This window comes from Streptomyces sp. NPDC000878, assembly GCF_053599695.1.
Map to the genome: position 1 here is coordinate 1 of NZ_JBSFMT010000027.1, position 14,879 is coordinate 14,879.

Annotated in this window: 14 protein-coding genes; 6 read left to right on the top strand and 8 right to left on the bottom strand. The window is 70.9% G+C overall.

The features are described from left to right. Positions 1–132: 132 nt before the first annotated feature. Positions 133–336, bottom strand: coding sequence for a hypothetical protein (locus ACWDR4_RS23755; protein WP_389348262.1), 204 nt, complete (start codon positions 334–336; stop codon positions 133–135). A 185-nt stretch (positions 337–521) separates the two neighbouring features. On the opposite strand from ACWDR4_RS23755, the gene ACWDR4_RS23760 reads away from it, so the two are divergent. Then, positions 522–2,549 carry an NPCBM/NEW2 domain-containing protein gene (locus ACWDR4_RS23760; protein WP_450411361.1) on the top strand — a complete coding sequence of 676 codons (2,028 nt, stop codon included), beginning with the start codon at positions 522–524 and terminating at the stop codon, positions 2,547–2,549. Positions 2,550–2,777: 228 nt separating this feature from the next. Here ACWDR4_RS23760 and ACWDR4_RS23765 read toward each other — a convergent pair whose 3' ends face one another. Further along, the gene (locus ACWDR4_RS23765; protein ID WP_450411363.1) at positions 2,778–3,734 is read right to left on the bottom strand and encodes an ROK family protein; all 957 of its coding nucleotides are present in this window, start codon (positions 3,732–3,734) and stop codon (positions 2,778–2,780) included. Between the two features lie 242 nt (positions 3,735–3,976). On the opposite strand from ACWDR4_RS23765, the gene ACWDR4_RS23770 reads away from it, so the two are divergent. After that, positions 3,977–5,041: a LacI family DNA-binding transcriptional regulator gene (locus ACWDR4_RS23770; RefSeq protein WP_450411365.1), complete on the top strand. Its 1,065-nt coding sequence runs from the start codon at positions 3,977–3,979 to the stop codon at positions 5,039–5,041. A 7-nt stretch (positions 5,042–5,048) separates the two neighbouring features. Continuing rightward, on the top strand, positions 5,049–5,852 hold the full coding sequence (locus ACWDR4_RS23775) for a hypothetical protein (protein WP_450411367.1): 804 nt from the start codon (positions 5,049–5,051) through the stop codon (positions 5,850–5,852). Here the strand turns inward: ACWDR4_RS23775 and ACWDR4_RS23780 are convergent. After that, positions 5,798–7,603: a protein kinase domain-containing protein gene (locus ACWDR4_RS23780; protein WP_450411369.1), complete on the bottom strand. Its 1,806-nt coding sequence runs from the start codon at positions 7,601–7,603 to the stop codon at positions 5,798–5,800. The genes ACWDR4_RS23775 and ACWDR4_RS23780 overlap by 55 nt on opposite strands. 94 nt (positions 7,604–7,697) lie before the next feature. Then, complete coding sequence (locus tag ACWDR4_RS23785) at positions 7,698–9,005, bottom strand: DUF6986 family protein (RefSeq protein ID WP_450411371.1); 1,308 nt, start codon at positions 9,003–9,005, stop codon at positions 7,698–7,700. 191 nt (positions 9,006–9,196) lie between these two features. Between ACWDR4_RS23785 and ACWDR4_RS23790 the strand changes: the two genes are divergently transcribed. Continuing rightward, a complete protein-coding gene (locus ACWDR4_RS23790; protein WP_450411373.1) occupies positions 9,197–10,102 on the top strand; it encodes an endonuclease/exonuclease/phosphatase family protein in 906 nt (301 codons plus the stop codon). A gap of 73 nt (positions 10,103–10,175) precedes the next feature. On the opposite strand, the gene ACWDR4_RS23795 is transcribed toward ACWDR4_RS23790, so the two are convergent. From ACWDR4_RS23795 to ACWDR4_RS23810, 4 genes are all read right to left on the bottom strand, one after another. Then, positions 10,176–11,138, bottom strand: coding sequence for an electron transfer flavoprotein subunit alpha/FixB family protein (locus ACWDR4_RS23795; RefSeq protein WP_450411375.1), 963 nt, complete (start codon positions 11,136–11,138; stop codon positions 10,176–10,178). A 75-nt stretch (positions 11,139–11,213) separates the two neighbouring features. Further along, positions 11,214–11,999: an electron transfer flavoprotein subunit beta/FixA family protein gene (locus tag ACWDR4_RS23800; protein WP_450411377.1), complete on the bottom strand. Its 786-nt coding sequence runs from the start codon at positions 11,997–11,999 to the stop codon at positions 11,214–11,216. Positions 12,000–12,244: 245 nt separating this feature from the next. Beyond that, a complete protein-coding gene (locus ACWDR4_RS23805; protein WP_450411379.1) occupies positions 12,245–12,763 on the bottom strand; it encodes a flavin reductase family protein in 519 nt (172 codons plus the stop codon). A 241-nt stretch (positions 12,764–13,004) separates the two neighbouring features. Continuing rightward, on the bottom strand, positions 13,005–13,418 hold the full coding sequence (locus tag ACWDR4_RS23810; RefSeq protein ID WP_450411542.1) for a TlpA family protein disulfide reductase: 414 nt from the start codon (positions 13,416–13,418) through the stop codon (positions 13,005–13,007). Positions 13,419–13,493: 75 nt separating this feature from the next. Between ACWDR4_RS23810 and ACWDR4_RS23815 the strand changes: the two genes are divergently transcribed. Together ACWDR4_RS23815 and ACWDR4_RS23820 are read left to right on the top strand one after the other, a co-directional pair. Further along, positions 13,494–13,910 carry a DUF4395 domain-containing protein gene (locus tag ACWDR4_RS23815; protein ID WP_450411381.1) on the top strand — a complete coding sequence of 139 codons (417 nt, stop codon included), beginning with the start codon at positions 13,494–13,496 and terminating at the stop codon, positions 13,908–13,910. A 211-nt stretch (positions 13,911–14,121) separates the two neighbouring features. Next, positions 14,122–14,850, top strand: coding sequence for a lysophospholipid acyltransferase family protein (locus ACWDR4_RS23820; protein ID WP_450411383.1), 729 nt, complete (start codon positions 14,122–14,124; stop codon positions 14,848–14,850). The last annotated feature ends 29 nt before the right edge of the window (positions 14,851–14,879 follow it).

Sequence of the window (14,879 nt, forward strand, 5' to 3'; positions counted from 1 at the left end):
GCCTGCCTTCGCCCGGTACTCCCCGACTCTCCCCGACTCCCCGTCGTACAGCACCGCTCCGGCCTCGGGGGCCGCACCCGCACATGCCCCGTCACACGGGACACCGGCGCCACTTGGACACCTTCCGGCACGTCAGCCGGTGGTGCTGTCGCCTCCCAGCGCGTCGTCGTCCACGGCCAGGCTGTCGCTGGCGACGGTGTGGTCGAGGGCACTGAGTGTGTCGTCCACGTTCAGATCACCCAGGGCGTCGGCCCCGAGACCGTGGGACGGGGTGATCGCCGCGACGACGAACCCGGTGGCGAGGGAGGCGATGGCGAGCATGCTGCGCTTCTTCATGCCCGGTTCAACTGCGGAACCGGGGCGGGGGTCACGCCCTGATCGGCTCCGACTCCCCGACTCCCACCGAGTTGCCGGGACATCGGAGGTCTGGCTGCCCGTCGGTATACGGCCTACCGTGAACTCGCACCGATGACGCGGACATGACGTCATCCCATATCTCGCGAGTACGGAGGAACGTAACGATGCGTCACCTTCACACCCGCACAACCCGTCACAGAGTGGTCGGAGCATTCGCCGCGACGACCCTGCTGTTCACCGCCGGGTTCACCGCCCCGGCACTGGCCACTCCCCCGGAAACAGCGCCCACCCTTCCCTCTCCGACCGCCGGCCTGGCGCTCACCCCTCCGATGGGCTTCAACAACTGGAACTCCACGCACTGCCGGGCGGAGTTCAACGAGGCCATGGTCAAGGGGATCGCGGACATCTTCGTGGCTAAGGGCCTCAAGGACGCCGGCTACGAGTACGTCAACCTCGACGACTGCTGGGCCCTGCCGCAGCGCGACGCCGACGGGAAGCTCGTGCCCGACCCCGTCCGATTCCCCAACGGGATCAAGGCAGTTGCCGACTACGTGCACACCAAGGGGCTCAAGCTCGGCATCTACACCAGCGCGGGCACGAAGACGTGCAACAGCGCCGGGTTCCCGGGGGCGCTGGGCCATGAGTACAGCGACGCCCAGCAGTTCGCCGACTGGGGCGTCGACTACCTCAAGTACGACAACTGCAACAACCAGGGCGTGGACGCCAAGTCGCGCTACACGACCATGCGCGACGCGCTCCTGGCGACCGGCCGGCCCATCGTCTACAGCATCTGCGAGTGGGGCGAGAACAACCCCTGGGAGTGGGCGGCGGACGTCGGCCAGCTGTGGCGTACGACCGGGGACATCAGCGACACCTGGGGGTCGATGCTGTCGATCCTCAAGAGGAACCTGCCGCTCGACCGGTACGCCGGTCCCGGCCGCTGGAACGACCCCGACATGCTGGAGGTCGGCAACGGCGGCATGACAGACACCGAGTACCGCTCCCACTTCTCGATGTGGGCGATCATGGCCGCGCCCCTCCTCATCGGCTCCGACCTGCGGTCCGCGTCCGACGAGACCTTCGACATCCTCGGCAACCACGAGGTCGTCGCCGTCGACCAGGACCCGCTGGGCCGACAGGGCACGGTCGTCTCGTCCGAGGGCGGCGGCTGGGTCGTCGCGAAGGAGATGGCGGACGGCAGCCGCACGGTGGCCCTCTTCAACGAGACCGGCAGCGCCCGGCGGATCGCGACGACCGCGACGGCCGTCGGCCTGCCCGCAGCCGACGCGTACACCCTGCGCGACCTGTGGCAGCACCGCACGTACAACACCGCGGGCACCGTCTCGGCGACGGTCCCGGCACACGGCACGGTCCTCGTACGGGTGGCCGCCGACCGGCGCTGGTCCCAGTACCCGCCCGCCGTCGAACTCGCCGTGGACAACGCCCTGTTGATCGAGGCGGGCACGCCGGCCACCCTCACGACGACGCTCACCGATCTGGGCCGCACACCCGCCACCCGTGCCTCGGTCGCCCTGACAGCCCCCGAGGGATGGACAGTTCGGGCGAAGTCACCGACCAACGCCCCCGTCGTACGGCCCGGCGAATCCCTCCGCACGCGGTGGACGCTCACTCCTCCGCAGGGGGCGCCCCCGGGCTCGTACGACCTTGCGCTCAGGGCGAGTTACCGGTCGCCGGCCGGTGCACGCGTCGACAGTGCGCTGCCGCTGACCGCGTCCGTGGTGGTGACGCCGCCCGCCGGCATCTCCTCGCTCGGCGATCTGCCCTGGCTGTCGGCCACCAACGGGTACGGTCCCGCCGAACGGAACACCAGCAACGGGGAGAGCGCGGCGGGCGACGGACATCCGATCACCGTCGGCGGTGTGGTGTACGCCAAGGGGCTCGGCGTGCACGCGGCGAGCGCCGTCGAGTTCTACACCGGGGCGGCCTGCGAGACGGTCGGCGCGGACGTCGGCGTCGACGACGAGAAGGGCGCCAATGGCACCGTCGCCTTCGAGATCTGGGCGGACGACACGAAGGTCGCCTCGACCGGCGTCCTCACCAACGCCATGCCCGCCGAACACCTCTCGGCGGACGTGACGGGCGCCCGCACGGTCCGCCTGGTCGTGACCGACGGCGGCGACGGGATCGACTCGGACCACGCGGACTGGGCGGATGCGGTGGTGAGTTGCTGAGCCGGCCGGTCGCCGGTACCCACGGCCACTGAACCGTTTCGGCGTTCAGTCGGCCCGGGAGGGGTGAGAGGGGTACGGATGTCAGCCGACGAAGGGTCGTTCCGGCCGACATCCGTACCTGCCCCACACTCACCTCAGCCGCGTCGTCCACCCTCCGCGTCAACGCCGGACCGGGAGAAGGAGCGACGGACATCGGCCCGGTGAAGGAGCTACCCGCCCCACGCCCCCTCAGACGCTCGCCTCGGCCGTGTCGTCCACCCTCCGCGTCAGCGCGGCCGCTGCCGCGCCGACCAGGCCCGCGTCCGTGCCCATCTGCGCCGGGACGATCTCCAGGTGCTGGACGAACGACAGGGTCGCGTAGGTCTTCAGGGCCGCGCGCAGCGGCGTGAACAGGACGTCGCCGGCCTTGCCCACGCCGCCGCCGATCACGACGACGTCGATCTCCACCAGGGTCGCGGTGGCGGCGATGCCCGCCGCGAGTGCCTGGGCCGCGCGCGCGAAGGAGGCGACGGCGACCGGATCGCCGGCCCGGGCCGCCTCGGCCACGGCGGCGGCCGAGGTGTCGCCGTCGGGACCCGGCCGCCAGCCGTCCGCCAGTGCGCGGCGGGCGATGTTGGGGCCGCTGGCGATGCGCTCCACGCAGCCACGGGAGCCACAGGCACAGGGGTCGCCGTCGAGATCGACGCTGATGTGCCCGATGTGGCCCGCGTTGCCGGTAGGGCCGGGGTGCAGCCGCCCGTTGAGGACCAGACCGCCGCCGACCCCGGTCGAGACGACCATGCACAGCGCGTTGTCGTGACCGCGTGCGGCACCCTGCCAGTGTTCGGCCGCCGTGATCGCCACCCCGTCGCCGATCAGCTCGACGGGCAGGCCACCGGTCGCGGCCCGAACGCGTGCGACGAGCGGATAGCCGCGCCAGCCGGGTACGTTCACCGGGCTCACCGTGCCCGCCGAGGCGTCCACCGGTCCCGCGCTGCCGATACCGACGGCGCTCGCGCGTCCCCACAGCGGCGACCCGGTCAGCTCAGCGACGACCTCCTCGACGGCCCGCATCACCGTCTCGCCGTCCTCCCGCGCGGGCGTCGGGCGCTGTGCGCGCAGCAGGATCCGGCCGTGGCCGTCCACCAGCGCTCCGGCGATCTTGGTGCCGCCGATGTCGAGCGCGGCCACGAGGTCGGTGTGCATCAGTGTCAGATCTCCCTGTCAACCATGGCAAAGGGGCAGGCCGGTCTGACGGTGGGGGCGCAGGCCGGAGATAGCGCTGGACAGTGTCTCCCGCATCTGACAACGTTGTCCAGGCTCTATGCTCGACGCCACATCCTCATACATACAAAGGGACGACGCACCCCCCGGACCAGAACGTGGACCGGAACACGGCAGTGGACGGCCGTGAACCGCCATGGATCACCGTGGATCGCCGTAATCCCGTGGACGACAGGACAGGACAGCGCATCGTGGCCGACACCGCCCGCCGCCCGGAGAACCGCTACGGCAACCGTCCGACCATGAAGGACGTGGCCGCACGGGCCGGCGTCGGACTGAAGACGGTCTCGCGTGTCGTCAATGGCGAACCGGGCGTCACCCCGGAGACCGAGCGCCGTGTGCAGGAGGCGATCGACGCGCTGGGCTTCCGCCGCAACGACAGCGCGCGGGTGCTGCGCAAGGGCAGTACGGCAAGCATCGGCCTCGTCCTGGAGGACCTCGCCGACCCGTTCTACGGACCCCTGAGCCGCGCCGTCGAGGAGATCGCCCGGGCGCACGGCGCCCTGCTGATCAACGGGTCGAGCGCCGAGGACCCGGAACGCGAGCAGGAGCTGGTGCTGGCGCTGTGCGCACGGCGCGTGGACGGGCTGGTGATCATTCCGGCCGGTGACGACCACCGGTATCTGGAGCCCGAGCTGAAGGCGGGCGTCGCCACGGTGTTCGTGGACCGGCCGGCCGGGCAGATCGACGCCGATGTCGTCCTGTCGGACAGTTTCGGCGGCGCCCGCGACGGCGTCGCCCATCTGATCGCGCACGGTCACCGCCGGATCGGCTTCATCGGTGACATGCCCCGCATCCACACCGCCGCCGAGCGGCTGCGCGGCTATCGCGCCGCGATGGAGGACGCGGGCATACCGGTCGAGGACGCGTGGATGTCGCTCGGTGTCACCGACCCGGAGCGGGTGCGCCGCGCGGCCGAGGGGATGCTCGTCGGGCCGTCCCCGGTCACGGCGATCTTCGCGGGCAACAACCGGGTGACGGTCACGGTCGTCCGGGTCCTCGCCGAGCATCGCCGCCCCGTCGCGCTGGTGGGCTTCGACGACTTCGAACTCGCCGATCTGCTCCAGCCGGGTGTCACGGTCGTCGCCCAGGACGCGGCCCTGCTCGGCCGTACGGCCGCCGAACGCCTCTTCCGCCAGTTGGACGGCACCCTGCTCACCCCGGAGCGCATCGAACTCCCGACCCGTCTGATCACCCGGGGCTCGGGGGAACTGCCCCCGGCGGACTGAGCCGCCGATGCGCACCCTTGAGTCGCTGGGCCTCGCCGAGGCCCCGCGCGATCACCCGCTCACCTATCCGGGCGCCTGGCCGACCGAGTCCGGAATCCTGGACGGCGACCGCTTCCTCCCCCTCCCCCATCCCTTTCTGTCCGCCGGCCGCGTGCCCGTCCTCGCCGTCGGCTCCAACGCCTCCCCCGGTCAACTCCGGCACAAGATGGCGGAGTTCGACATCCGCGCGCCGCTCCCGATGACCCGGGCCAAGGTCACCGGCATCGAGGTCGGCGTCTCGGCCCATGTGAGCCTGCTCGGGTATGTCTCCGCATCGCCCTTCAACGCCCCCGGAAACGTACGGGAGTTGTTCGTCACCTGGCTCGACACGGACCAGCTCGCCGTCATCGACGCCAGCGAGGGAGTGCCGGCGCCGACAGGCCCGTACGACCGCGCCTTGCTCCCCTCCCCCGACGTGACCGTGGAGTTGGAGTCCGGCGAGCGGCTGCCCGGCGTGTACGCGTACGTCAACCGGCGCGGAGTGCTGCGCGGCGGTTCCGGAAGTCCGCGCCGCCATCCGGGAGAACGCCGGCTGCTCACCGAACTCCTCGCCGGATCACCGGGGTTGAGGGAGCTGTTCGGCGGCACGCCCGAGGAGTTCTGCACCCGGGCCCGCTTCGACCGGGACCGGTGCGACCGGGGGACCCGGCTGTTCGCGGCGGAGGGGCTGGTGGTCGCGTCCGGTCTGGAGCCGTACGTCGAGCCGTACGTACGGAATCAGCAGACCGGCAGTCCGGGCACCGGTTCGTCGTTGGCGCCGCCCTCGATGTAGACAGCGCTGACATGGACATCAGCGTTGCCGCTGTCGTCGTCGGTCTTCGCCCACCAGGTGTTCGTCCACTCGCCGGATGTCTCGCGCCGGCCCAGGTCCTGCTGGCAATAGAAGTAGTTGGTGCCCGAGTTGAGGACGCCGACCTCGGTGCCGGACGCGTTGTAGGACTTCGCGGTGCGCCAGACCGTGCAGTTGTACTTGCCGTCGCCGATGGACACGCACGCGGTGGCGGGGCTGGGGGGCGCGTCTTCGCTCGGAGCGGTCGTGTCGTCCCCTGTGCTGGGCGTCGCCGCCGGGGACGGGGTTTTCCCGGCGCCCTTGCCGGTGGGCGTCGGAGTGGCGGAGGGGTCCGGGTCGGCCCGGCCGGTGTCCGTGGCGGGCGCACCGACCTGGCCCTTCTGCGATGCCACGGGCCCGGCGCTCGCCTCGCTGTCGCCGCCGTCGCCGATCAGCGCCACGGTGACTCCGGCGGCGAGGGCGACGGTGACGGCCGCGGCAGTGAGCAGCGCGCGTCCCCTGCGGCGGGGTCGGGCGGAGGCGGGAGCCGGGGCGGCGAAGGTGGTCGGGTCCGCGAGGTGGTCGGAGTCCTGGTCGACGAGGGTCGTTATGGGCCCGGCGGGGCCGATTCCGGGTGTTCCGGATGCCGTGGGCTCGGGCGGGCCGAAGCCGGGGGACGGTTGCTGTGCGGCTTCGGGGGCGGGCGGAACCTGTTCGGCGGGTCCGGACCCTGGCGGCACCGCCGGGACAGCGGACTCTGCCGCCTCCTCCGCCTGCACCTCGGGCACCCCGGCCGTGGCGGCCCCGTGCTGCCGAAGCCCCGTCGTGGGCATGTCCGTGACCCCGCTCGTGGCCGACGCCACCGCCTCCAGCAGGCCCCGCGCCGTCGCCGCGTCCGGGCGTTCCTCCGGGCGCTTGGCCATCAGGAGCCGCAGGACCGGGCCCAGGTCACCGGCCTGGCGGGGCTCCGGGACGGGATCGGCCACGATCGCGGTGAGCGTGGACCAGGTCGACGTACGGCGGAAGGGCGAGGCGCCCTCGACGGCCGCGTACAGGGTGGCGCCCAGGGCCCAGATGTCGGAGGCGGGGCCGGGGTCGTTGCCCTGGGCCCGTTCGGGGGCCAAGTAGTCCAGGGAGCCCACGAGTTCGCCGCTGCGGGTGAGGTGGGTGGCCGAGCCGTCGCCCGGGTCCTCCATCGTGGCGATGCCGAAGTCCGTGAGGACGACCCGGCCCGAGTCCTCCAGCAGGATGTTGCCGGGCTTCACGTCACGGTGCAGGACTCCGACGCGGTGGGCGGCGGCCAGCGCGTCCATGACCTGGGCGCCGATCCGGGCGACCTCGCGCGGGTCCAGGGTGCCGCGCTCGCGCAGGACGTCGTCCAGGGAGAGGCCGTCCACCAGCTCCATGACGATCAGCGGGCTGCCGTCGATCTCCGCGACGTCGTGCACGGCGACGACTCCGGAGTGCCGTATTCGGGCCGCCGCGCGGGCCTCGCGCTGCATCCGCAGCCGCAGGGCGGCCAGTTCGGGTGCGGCGGCGTCCGTGAACGTACGCAGTTCCTTGACGGCGACCTCGCGGCCGAGGACCTCGTCGACCGCACGCCAGACGATGCCCATGCCGCCGCGCCCGAGCTGGGCCACGACCCGGTAACGGCCGGCCAGCAGCCGACCGGTCCCGTCCTTCTGCTCCACCGCCCGTGCCTCCGGCCGCTCTTCCGGCCGTCCGGCCGTCTGTCCCTGCTCCCCCGAAGACACCGCTGCCCCGTTCCTGTGACCCACCCGTGTGTCCGTACAGACTACGGGGCGGGTGTGACAGCGGAAGATCGTGGCCGCTCTTGTGACAGGGGTGCTACCTGGGCGACGCCGTCAGGTCCGCACGCCTGGGCCGTGCGAAGCCGTCCAGGTCGGCCCTGGTCAGCCCCTCCGTCGCCCGGGTCACCTCTGCGGCGTCGAGGGCGCCGCAGTCCAGGCCGCGCAGCAGATAGCCGCTGAGGGCCTTGGCGGTGGCGGGCTCGTCCATGACGTCGCCGCCGGCGCGGTTGGCGTAGCGGGAGAGGCGGGCCGCGGCCTGTTCGTAACCTTCGCGGTAGAAGGCGAAGACGGCCGCGTACCGGGTCGGGATGTGCCGGGGATGCATGTCCCAGCCCTGGTAGTAGGCGCGGGACAGGGCGCGCCGGGTGAGGCCGTAGTGCAGTCGCCAGGCCGCGTGGACCTGTTCGGTCGGGCCGACCGGCAGGACGTTGGTGGAGCCGTCCGAGACGCGTACGCCGGTGCCCGCCGCCGCGACCTGCATGATCGCCTTGGCGTGGTCGGCGGCCGGGTGGTCGCTGGCCTGGTACGCGGCGGAGACGCCGAGGCAGGCGCTGTAGTCGAAGGTGCCGTAGTGCAGGCCGGTGGCGCGGCCCTCGGCGGCCTGGATCATCCGGGCGACCGTGGCGGTGCCGTCGGTGGCGAGGATGGACTGGCTGGTCTCGATCTGGATCTCGAAGCCGATCCGGCCGGGCGTGAGCCCGCGCGCCTTCTCGAACTCCTCCAGGAGCCTGACCATGGCGGTGACCTGCTCGGCGTACGTCACCTTGGGGAGGGTGAGGACCAGCCCGTCGGGCAGACCGCCGGCCTCCATCAGGCCGGTCAGGAAGATGTCGAGGGTGCGGATGCCCCGGTCGCGGACCGGCGCCTCCATGCACTTCATCCGGATGCCCATGTACGGGGCCGCCGTGCCCTTCGCGTAGGCCTCGGCGATCAGCCGGGCCGCGCGGGCCGCCGTCTCGTCCTCCTCGGCGTCCGGGCGGGGGCCGTAGCCGTCCTCGAAGTCGACGCGCAGGTCTTCGATCGGCTCGCGCACCAGTTTGGCGCGGACACGGTCGTGGACGGCTTCGGCGAGGTCGTCGGAGAGATCGAGGACGGCGGCGAAGGAGGCGGCGTCCGGGGCGTGTTCGTCGAGGGCGGCGAGGGCCTGGTCGCCCCAGGAGCGGATGGTGTCGGCGGCGAAGGCGTCCCCGGGGACGTAGACGGTGTGCACGGGCTGACGGGTGCCCGGGTCGCCCGGGTAGCGGCGCTCCAGCTCCGCGTCGACGGGGGCGAGGGAGGCGCTGATCTCCTCGCTGACGGCGCCCGCGAGACTCGTCGCCACGTTCTCCTGCCGGCCCTGCCCCATTCCACACCCTCCGTCTTCCGCACTGCGGAATCAACAATCCGTATAACGAAGCTAACTGTCGATCTTCACCTCGGTCAACACCGTCTCGAAGTGGGATTCCCCATGTCATCCCCCAGATCACTGCTGTCCCGGCCGCTTCTTCCGTATTCATTCGGCAAGGTTCATCCTGACTCTCAAGGGGAGGAGATCGCGTGCCGAAAGAGGTCGGAGTGACGCGTCGTCAAGGACTCAAGTCCGCGGCGGCCGTCGCCATCGCCGTGCCGCTGCTGACCACGGCGGGCTCGTCGAAACCGGCGGTCGCCGGCGAGCACCCGGGCGCCCTGAACGTCATGACGTTCAACGTGCGCTTCGCGACCGTCGTGGACGACACACCGCGCTGGACCGTGCGCAGGCCGGTGATGCGGGAGCTGCTGCGGCGCGAGCGTCCCCACATCATCGGCACCCAGGAGGGGCTCTACCAGCAGGTGCGCATGATCGAGAAGGACCTCGGCGGGCACTACGACTGGATCGGCACCGGCCGCGGGGGTGGCAGCAAGGACGAGTTCATGGCCGTCTTTTACGACACCCGCAGACTCGACCCGATCGAGTTCGATCACTTCTGGCTGTCCGACACCCCGTACACGATCGCCTCCAACACCTGGGGCGCGGACTGGCTGCGCATGGTGACCTGGGTGAAGTTCGCCGATCTCGCCGACGGGGGGCGGGAGTTCTACGTCCTCAACACCCATCTGGACAGCGTCAGCCAGTACGCCCGGGAGCGCTCCGCGGGGCTCATCGGCGAGACGATCGCCGGTTGGGACCCGTCGGTGCCGGTCGTCGTCACCGGCGACTTCAACTCGGCCGCCCACGACAACCGGGTGTACGACCTGATGCTGGCGAACGGGCTCGTCGACACCTGGGACACGGCGGACTCCCGCAGTCCGCTGTACGGGACGTTCCCCGCCTACCGGACGCCCAAGCCCGGCGGTCGGCGCATCGACTGGATCCTGACCTCGCCCGGGGTGACCACGCACTGGGCGGCGATCAACAACTTCTCCGTCGACGGGATGTACCCCAGCGACCATCTGCCGGTGCAGGCCTCGCTGACTCTGGGATGAACCGACCCTGGGACGAGACGAGGCCCCCGTGACCGGTCGTGCGGTCGCGGGGGCCTCGGACGGCTCAGGAGGATCAGCCCTTGCGGGTGTTGATCTCCTCGGTGAGCTGCGGGACGACGTCGAAGAGGTCACCGACGACGCCGTAGTCGACGAGGTCGAAGATCGGGGCCTCGGCGTCCTTGTTGACCGCCACGATCGTCTTCGAGGTCTGCATTCCGGCGCGGTGCTGGATGGCGCCGGAGATGCCGTTGGCGATGTACAGCTGCGGCGAGACGGACTTGCCGGTCTGGCCGACCTGGTTGGTGTGCGGGTACCAGCCCGCGTCCACCGCGGCGCGCGAGGCGCCGACGGCGGCGCCGAGGGAGTCGGCGAGCGATTCGATGATCGCGAAGTTCTCCGAGCCGTTGACGCCACGGCCGCCGGAGACGACGATCGCGGCCTCGGTCAGCTCCGGACGGCCGGTCGACTCGCGCGGGGTGCGCGCGGTGACCTTGGTGCCGGTGGCCTGGGCGGAGAAGGTGACGGCGAGGGCCTCGACCGTGCCGGCGGCCGGGGCGGCCTCCACCGGGGCGCTGTTGGGCTTGACCGTGATGACCGGGGTGCCCTTGGCGACGCGGGTCTTGGTGGTGAAGGACGCGGCGAACGCGGACTGCGTGGCCACCGGACCGGAGTCGCCGGCCTCCAGGTCGACGGCGTCGGTGATGATGCCGGAGCCGATGCGCAGCGCGAGGCGGGCGGCGATCTCCTTGCCCTCGGCGGAGGAGGGGACCAGTACGGCGGCCGGGGAGACGGCGTCGTAGGCGGCCTGGAGGGCGTCGACCTTCGGGACGACCAGGTAGTCGGCGTACTCGGCGGCCTCGTGGGTGAGGACCTTGACGGCGCCGTGCTCGGCGAGCGCGCCGGCGGTGGCGGCGGCGCCGTTGCCCAGCGCGACGGCGACCGGCTCGCCGATGCGGCGGGCCAGCGTCAGCAGCTCCAGGGTGGGCTTGCGGACGGCACCGTCCACGTGATCGACGTAGACGAGAACTTCAGCCATGGGACTTCTACTCTCCTGCTTGCGGAAGATGAGGGGCGGTCTGCGCAACGGGGCTCGACGAGCCTCGAACGGGGCCTAGATGAACTTCTGGCCCGCGAGGAACTCGGCGAGCTGCTTGCCGCCCTCGCCCTCGTCCTTGACGATCGTGCCGGCCGTGCGCGCCGGGCGCTCGGTGGCGGAGTCGACGCCGGTGTACGCGCCCTCCAGGCCGACCTCCCCGGCCTCCAGGTCGAGGTCGGAGAGGTCCCAGGCCTGAACGGGCTTCTTCTTGGCGGCCATGATGCCCTTGAAGGACGGGTAACGCGCCTCGCCCGACTGGTCGGTGACCGACACGACCGCCGGGAGGGAGGCCTCCAACTGCTCGGAGGCGGAGTCGCCGTCACGACGGCCCTTGACCACACCGTCCGCGACGGCAACCTCGGAGAGCAGCGTGACCTGCGGAACGCCCAGACGCTCGGCGAGCAGCGCCGGTACGACACCCATGGTGCCGTCGGTGGAGGCCATGCCGGAGATGACCAGGTCGTACCCGGCCTTCTCGATCGCCTTGGCCAGCACCAGGGAGGTGCCGATGGCGTCGGTGCCGTGCAGGTCGTCGTCCTCGACGTGGATCGCCTTGTCGGCGCCCATCGAAAGGGCCTTGCGGAGCGCGTCCTTGGCGTCCTCGGGACCGACGGTCAGGACCGTGATCTCTGCGTCGTCGGCCTCGTCGGCGATCTGCAGCGCCTGCTCGACCGCGTATTCGTCGAGTTCCGAGAGCAGACCGTCCACGTCGTCGCGGTCGACGGTCAGGTCATCGGCGAAGTGCCGGTCGCCAGTGGCGTCGGGCACGTACTTCACAGTGACAACGATCCTCAAGCTCACGCCGGCTCTCCTACTGCATCGTCTGTTCCGGGCTGCCTTCCTGAAGGCAGCATAGGCGCCTCAAGCGGCCGGTCCCGGTCGGGGCGACCCGCGCTCCGAACGAAATATTACTCGCCAGTACACCCACTCGGCGCCCACTGAGCAAGCGCTTTGACGTGTGACCTTCGCAACGCAGCGTAACCGGAACCCGGCGGTCTCGCAGCATCGCCAAAATCACATTGTACCGATCGGTCGATCACAAAGGGTCAGTCCCGCAGCCCGTTGAAGCGCCCCTGGTGATAGAGCAGCGGCCGGCCGGGACCCGCGGGATCACCCAGCTCCACCTCGGCCAGCACGATCCGGTGGTCCCCGGCCGGCACGCGCGCGACGATCCGGCACACCAGCCAGGCGAGGACACCGTCGAGGACGGGCACCCCCTCGGGGCCCTCACGCCAGACCGTGGGCGCGCCGAACCGGTCGGCGCCGCTGCGGGCGAAGGTCGCGGCGAGGTCGTGCTGGTGCTCGCCGAGTATGTGCACGCCGACATGGCCGGTGCCGGATATCGCGGGCCAGCTGGAGGCGCCGGTGCTGACGCCGAAGGAGACGAGCGGGGGCTCGGCGGAGACGGAGGCGAGGGAGGTGGCGGTGAAGCCGACGGGGCCGGCGTTCCCCTGCGCGGTGATCACGGCGACTCCGGCCGCGTGCTGCCGGAAGACGGAGCGCAGGAGGTCGGGAGAGGCGGGGACGGTGGACCGAGGGGTGCCGAGGCCGGGCGTGGCCGTCATGGGCGTGTCCTTCTGCGGGAGGCGGTGAGCTGGGCGGTGGCTGCTCAACGACCCGGACAGCGCGCGCTCGCGGTGCGTACGAGATCCACATGGACTCGCGCGTAGAGAAGGAGTTCCGGAGGCATAGGGTCAGGCTGACGATAGATGGCGGGCACAGTCAAGTGGCTTCCGGCATCTGGGAGATGCATCACCGAACACACCATCAGCGGCGGGATCGGGATACTCGGACACCTGGCACACCTCAGACGGCCTCCCCCAGCGCGGCGATGACATCGGCCTTGCGCGGCTGCCCGGTCGCACGCCGCACGATCCGCCCGTCGGCGTCGAGCACCAGCACGGTGGGCGTCTTGAGAATGTCGAGCCTGCGTACGAGGTCCAGGTGCTCCTCGGCGTCGATCTCGACGTGGGCGACGCCGGGGACCAGCCCTGCCACCTCGCCGAGGACGCGGCGGGTGGCCCGGCAGGGCGCGCAGAAGGCGCTGGAGAACTGGACGAGCGTCGCCCGTTCGCCGAGGCTCTCGCCCAACTCGGCCGCGTCGAGCCGCTTTCCGTCGTCGCGCCCACGCACGCGCACTCTCCCGCTCCGCCGCCGATGCAGCACTCCGAAGGCGCTCGCCGCCGCGAGCACCGCCACGCACACCATGATTCCGGTCATCCTCGGCTGCAGCATTCACGTGACTGAAAAGATTCCCGTGCACTCACATCGCTTCCGCTGCGGAATGATCGGTTCATGGACATCGATGTGAGAGGGCCGTGCCTCGGGGCGGCCGTGACGACCGCCGTGCTGGCGGTCGTGCTGATCACCGGGAGCGCCTGGCTGCTGGCCTGGCAGACGCTGGCGTTCGCGCTGGGCGCGGCGGGTGGGGTGGGGCGTTCCCCGTACGGCTGGCTGTTCCGCAAGGTGGTCCGCCCGCGGCTCGGCCCGCCGACGGAGTTCGAGGCGCCGGAGCCGCCGCGGTTCGCGCAGGCGGTCGGTCTGGTCTTCGCGGGCGTGGGGCTCGCCGGGTACGCGCTGGGTCCCGAGTGGCTGGGAATCGCGGCGACCGGGGCGGCGTTGGCGGCGGCGTTTCTGAACGCCGCGTTCGGGTACTGCCTCGGATGCGAGATGTACCTGGTCGTACGCCGGATGACGGTGCGGACGGAGTAGATGACGGTACGCGCGGAGTAAAGGCGGCTTAAAAGGGCGAGGTGGATCAAGGGGTGAGTGACAAGAATCTCGCCGTTCACAGGCACGAGGGCTGGCCACTCGTCCGTTCTTGGGGCACGATCTGCGCAATGCCGTAAAACCTACGGCTGCGTAAGTTTCCCGCCGGGAACCCCCTTCCCAGGCAGAACAGAGAGAAGGGTCCACCCCGTCCATGGCTGAGCTTGTCTACCGTCCCGCCGTCGGTCTCGCCCAGACGTTGTTCAAGGCCTGGGACCTGAAGATCGACTGCAAGGGGTCGGAGAACATCCCGCGTTCGGGTGGCGCGGTGCTGGTGAGCAATCACATCAGCTACCTGGACTTCATCTTCGACGGCCTGGCGGCTCTCCCGCAGAAGCGGCTGGTGCGCTTCATGGCGAAGGAGTCGGTGTTCCGGCACAGGATCTCCGGCCCGCTGATGCGGAACATGAAGCACATCCCGGTGGACCGCAAGAACGGCGAGGCGGCCTACCAGCACGCCCTCGATTCGCTGCGTTCCGGCGAGATCGTCGGCGTCTTCCCCGAGGCCACGATCTCTCAGTCGTTCACCCTGAAGAGCTTCAAGTCCGGCGCTGCACGCATGGCCCAGGAGGCGGGCGTCCCGCTGATCCCGATGGCCGTGTGGGGCACCCAGCGCCTCTGGACCAAGGGCCACCCGCGCAACTTCAAGCGCAGCCACACCCCGATCACGATCCGGGTCGGCGAGGCCATAGAGGCGTCCCGCGACAAGTACGCGGGCGCGATCACGCGCCAGCTGCGCGAGCGCGTGAACGAGCTTCTGGAAGCGGCCCAGCGGGCGTACCCGGTTCGCCCCAAGGGGCCGGACGACACCTGGTGGATGCCGGCGCACCTCGGTGGGACGGCCCCGACGCCGGAAGAGGTCAGCGAAAAAGGCGCCAGCTGAAACCCCCTAGGGGCGCGGGGAACTGCGCG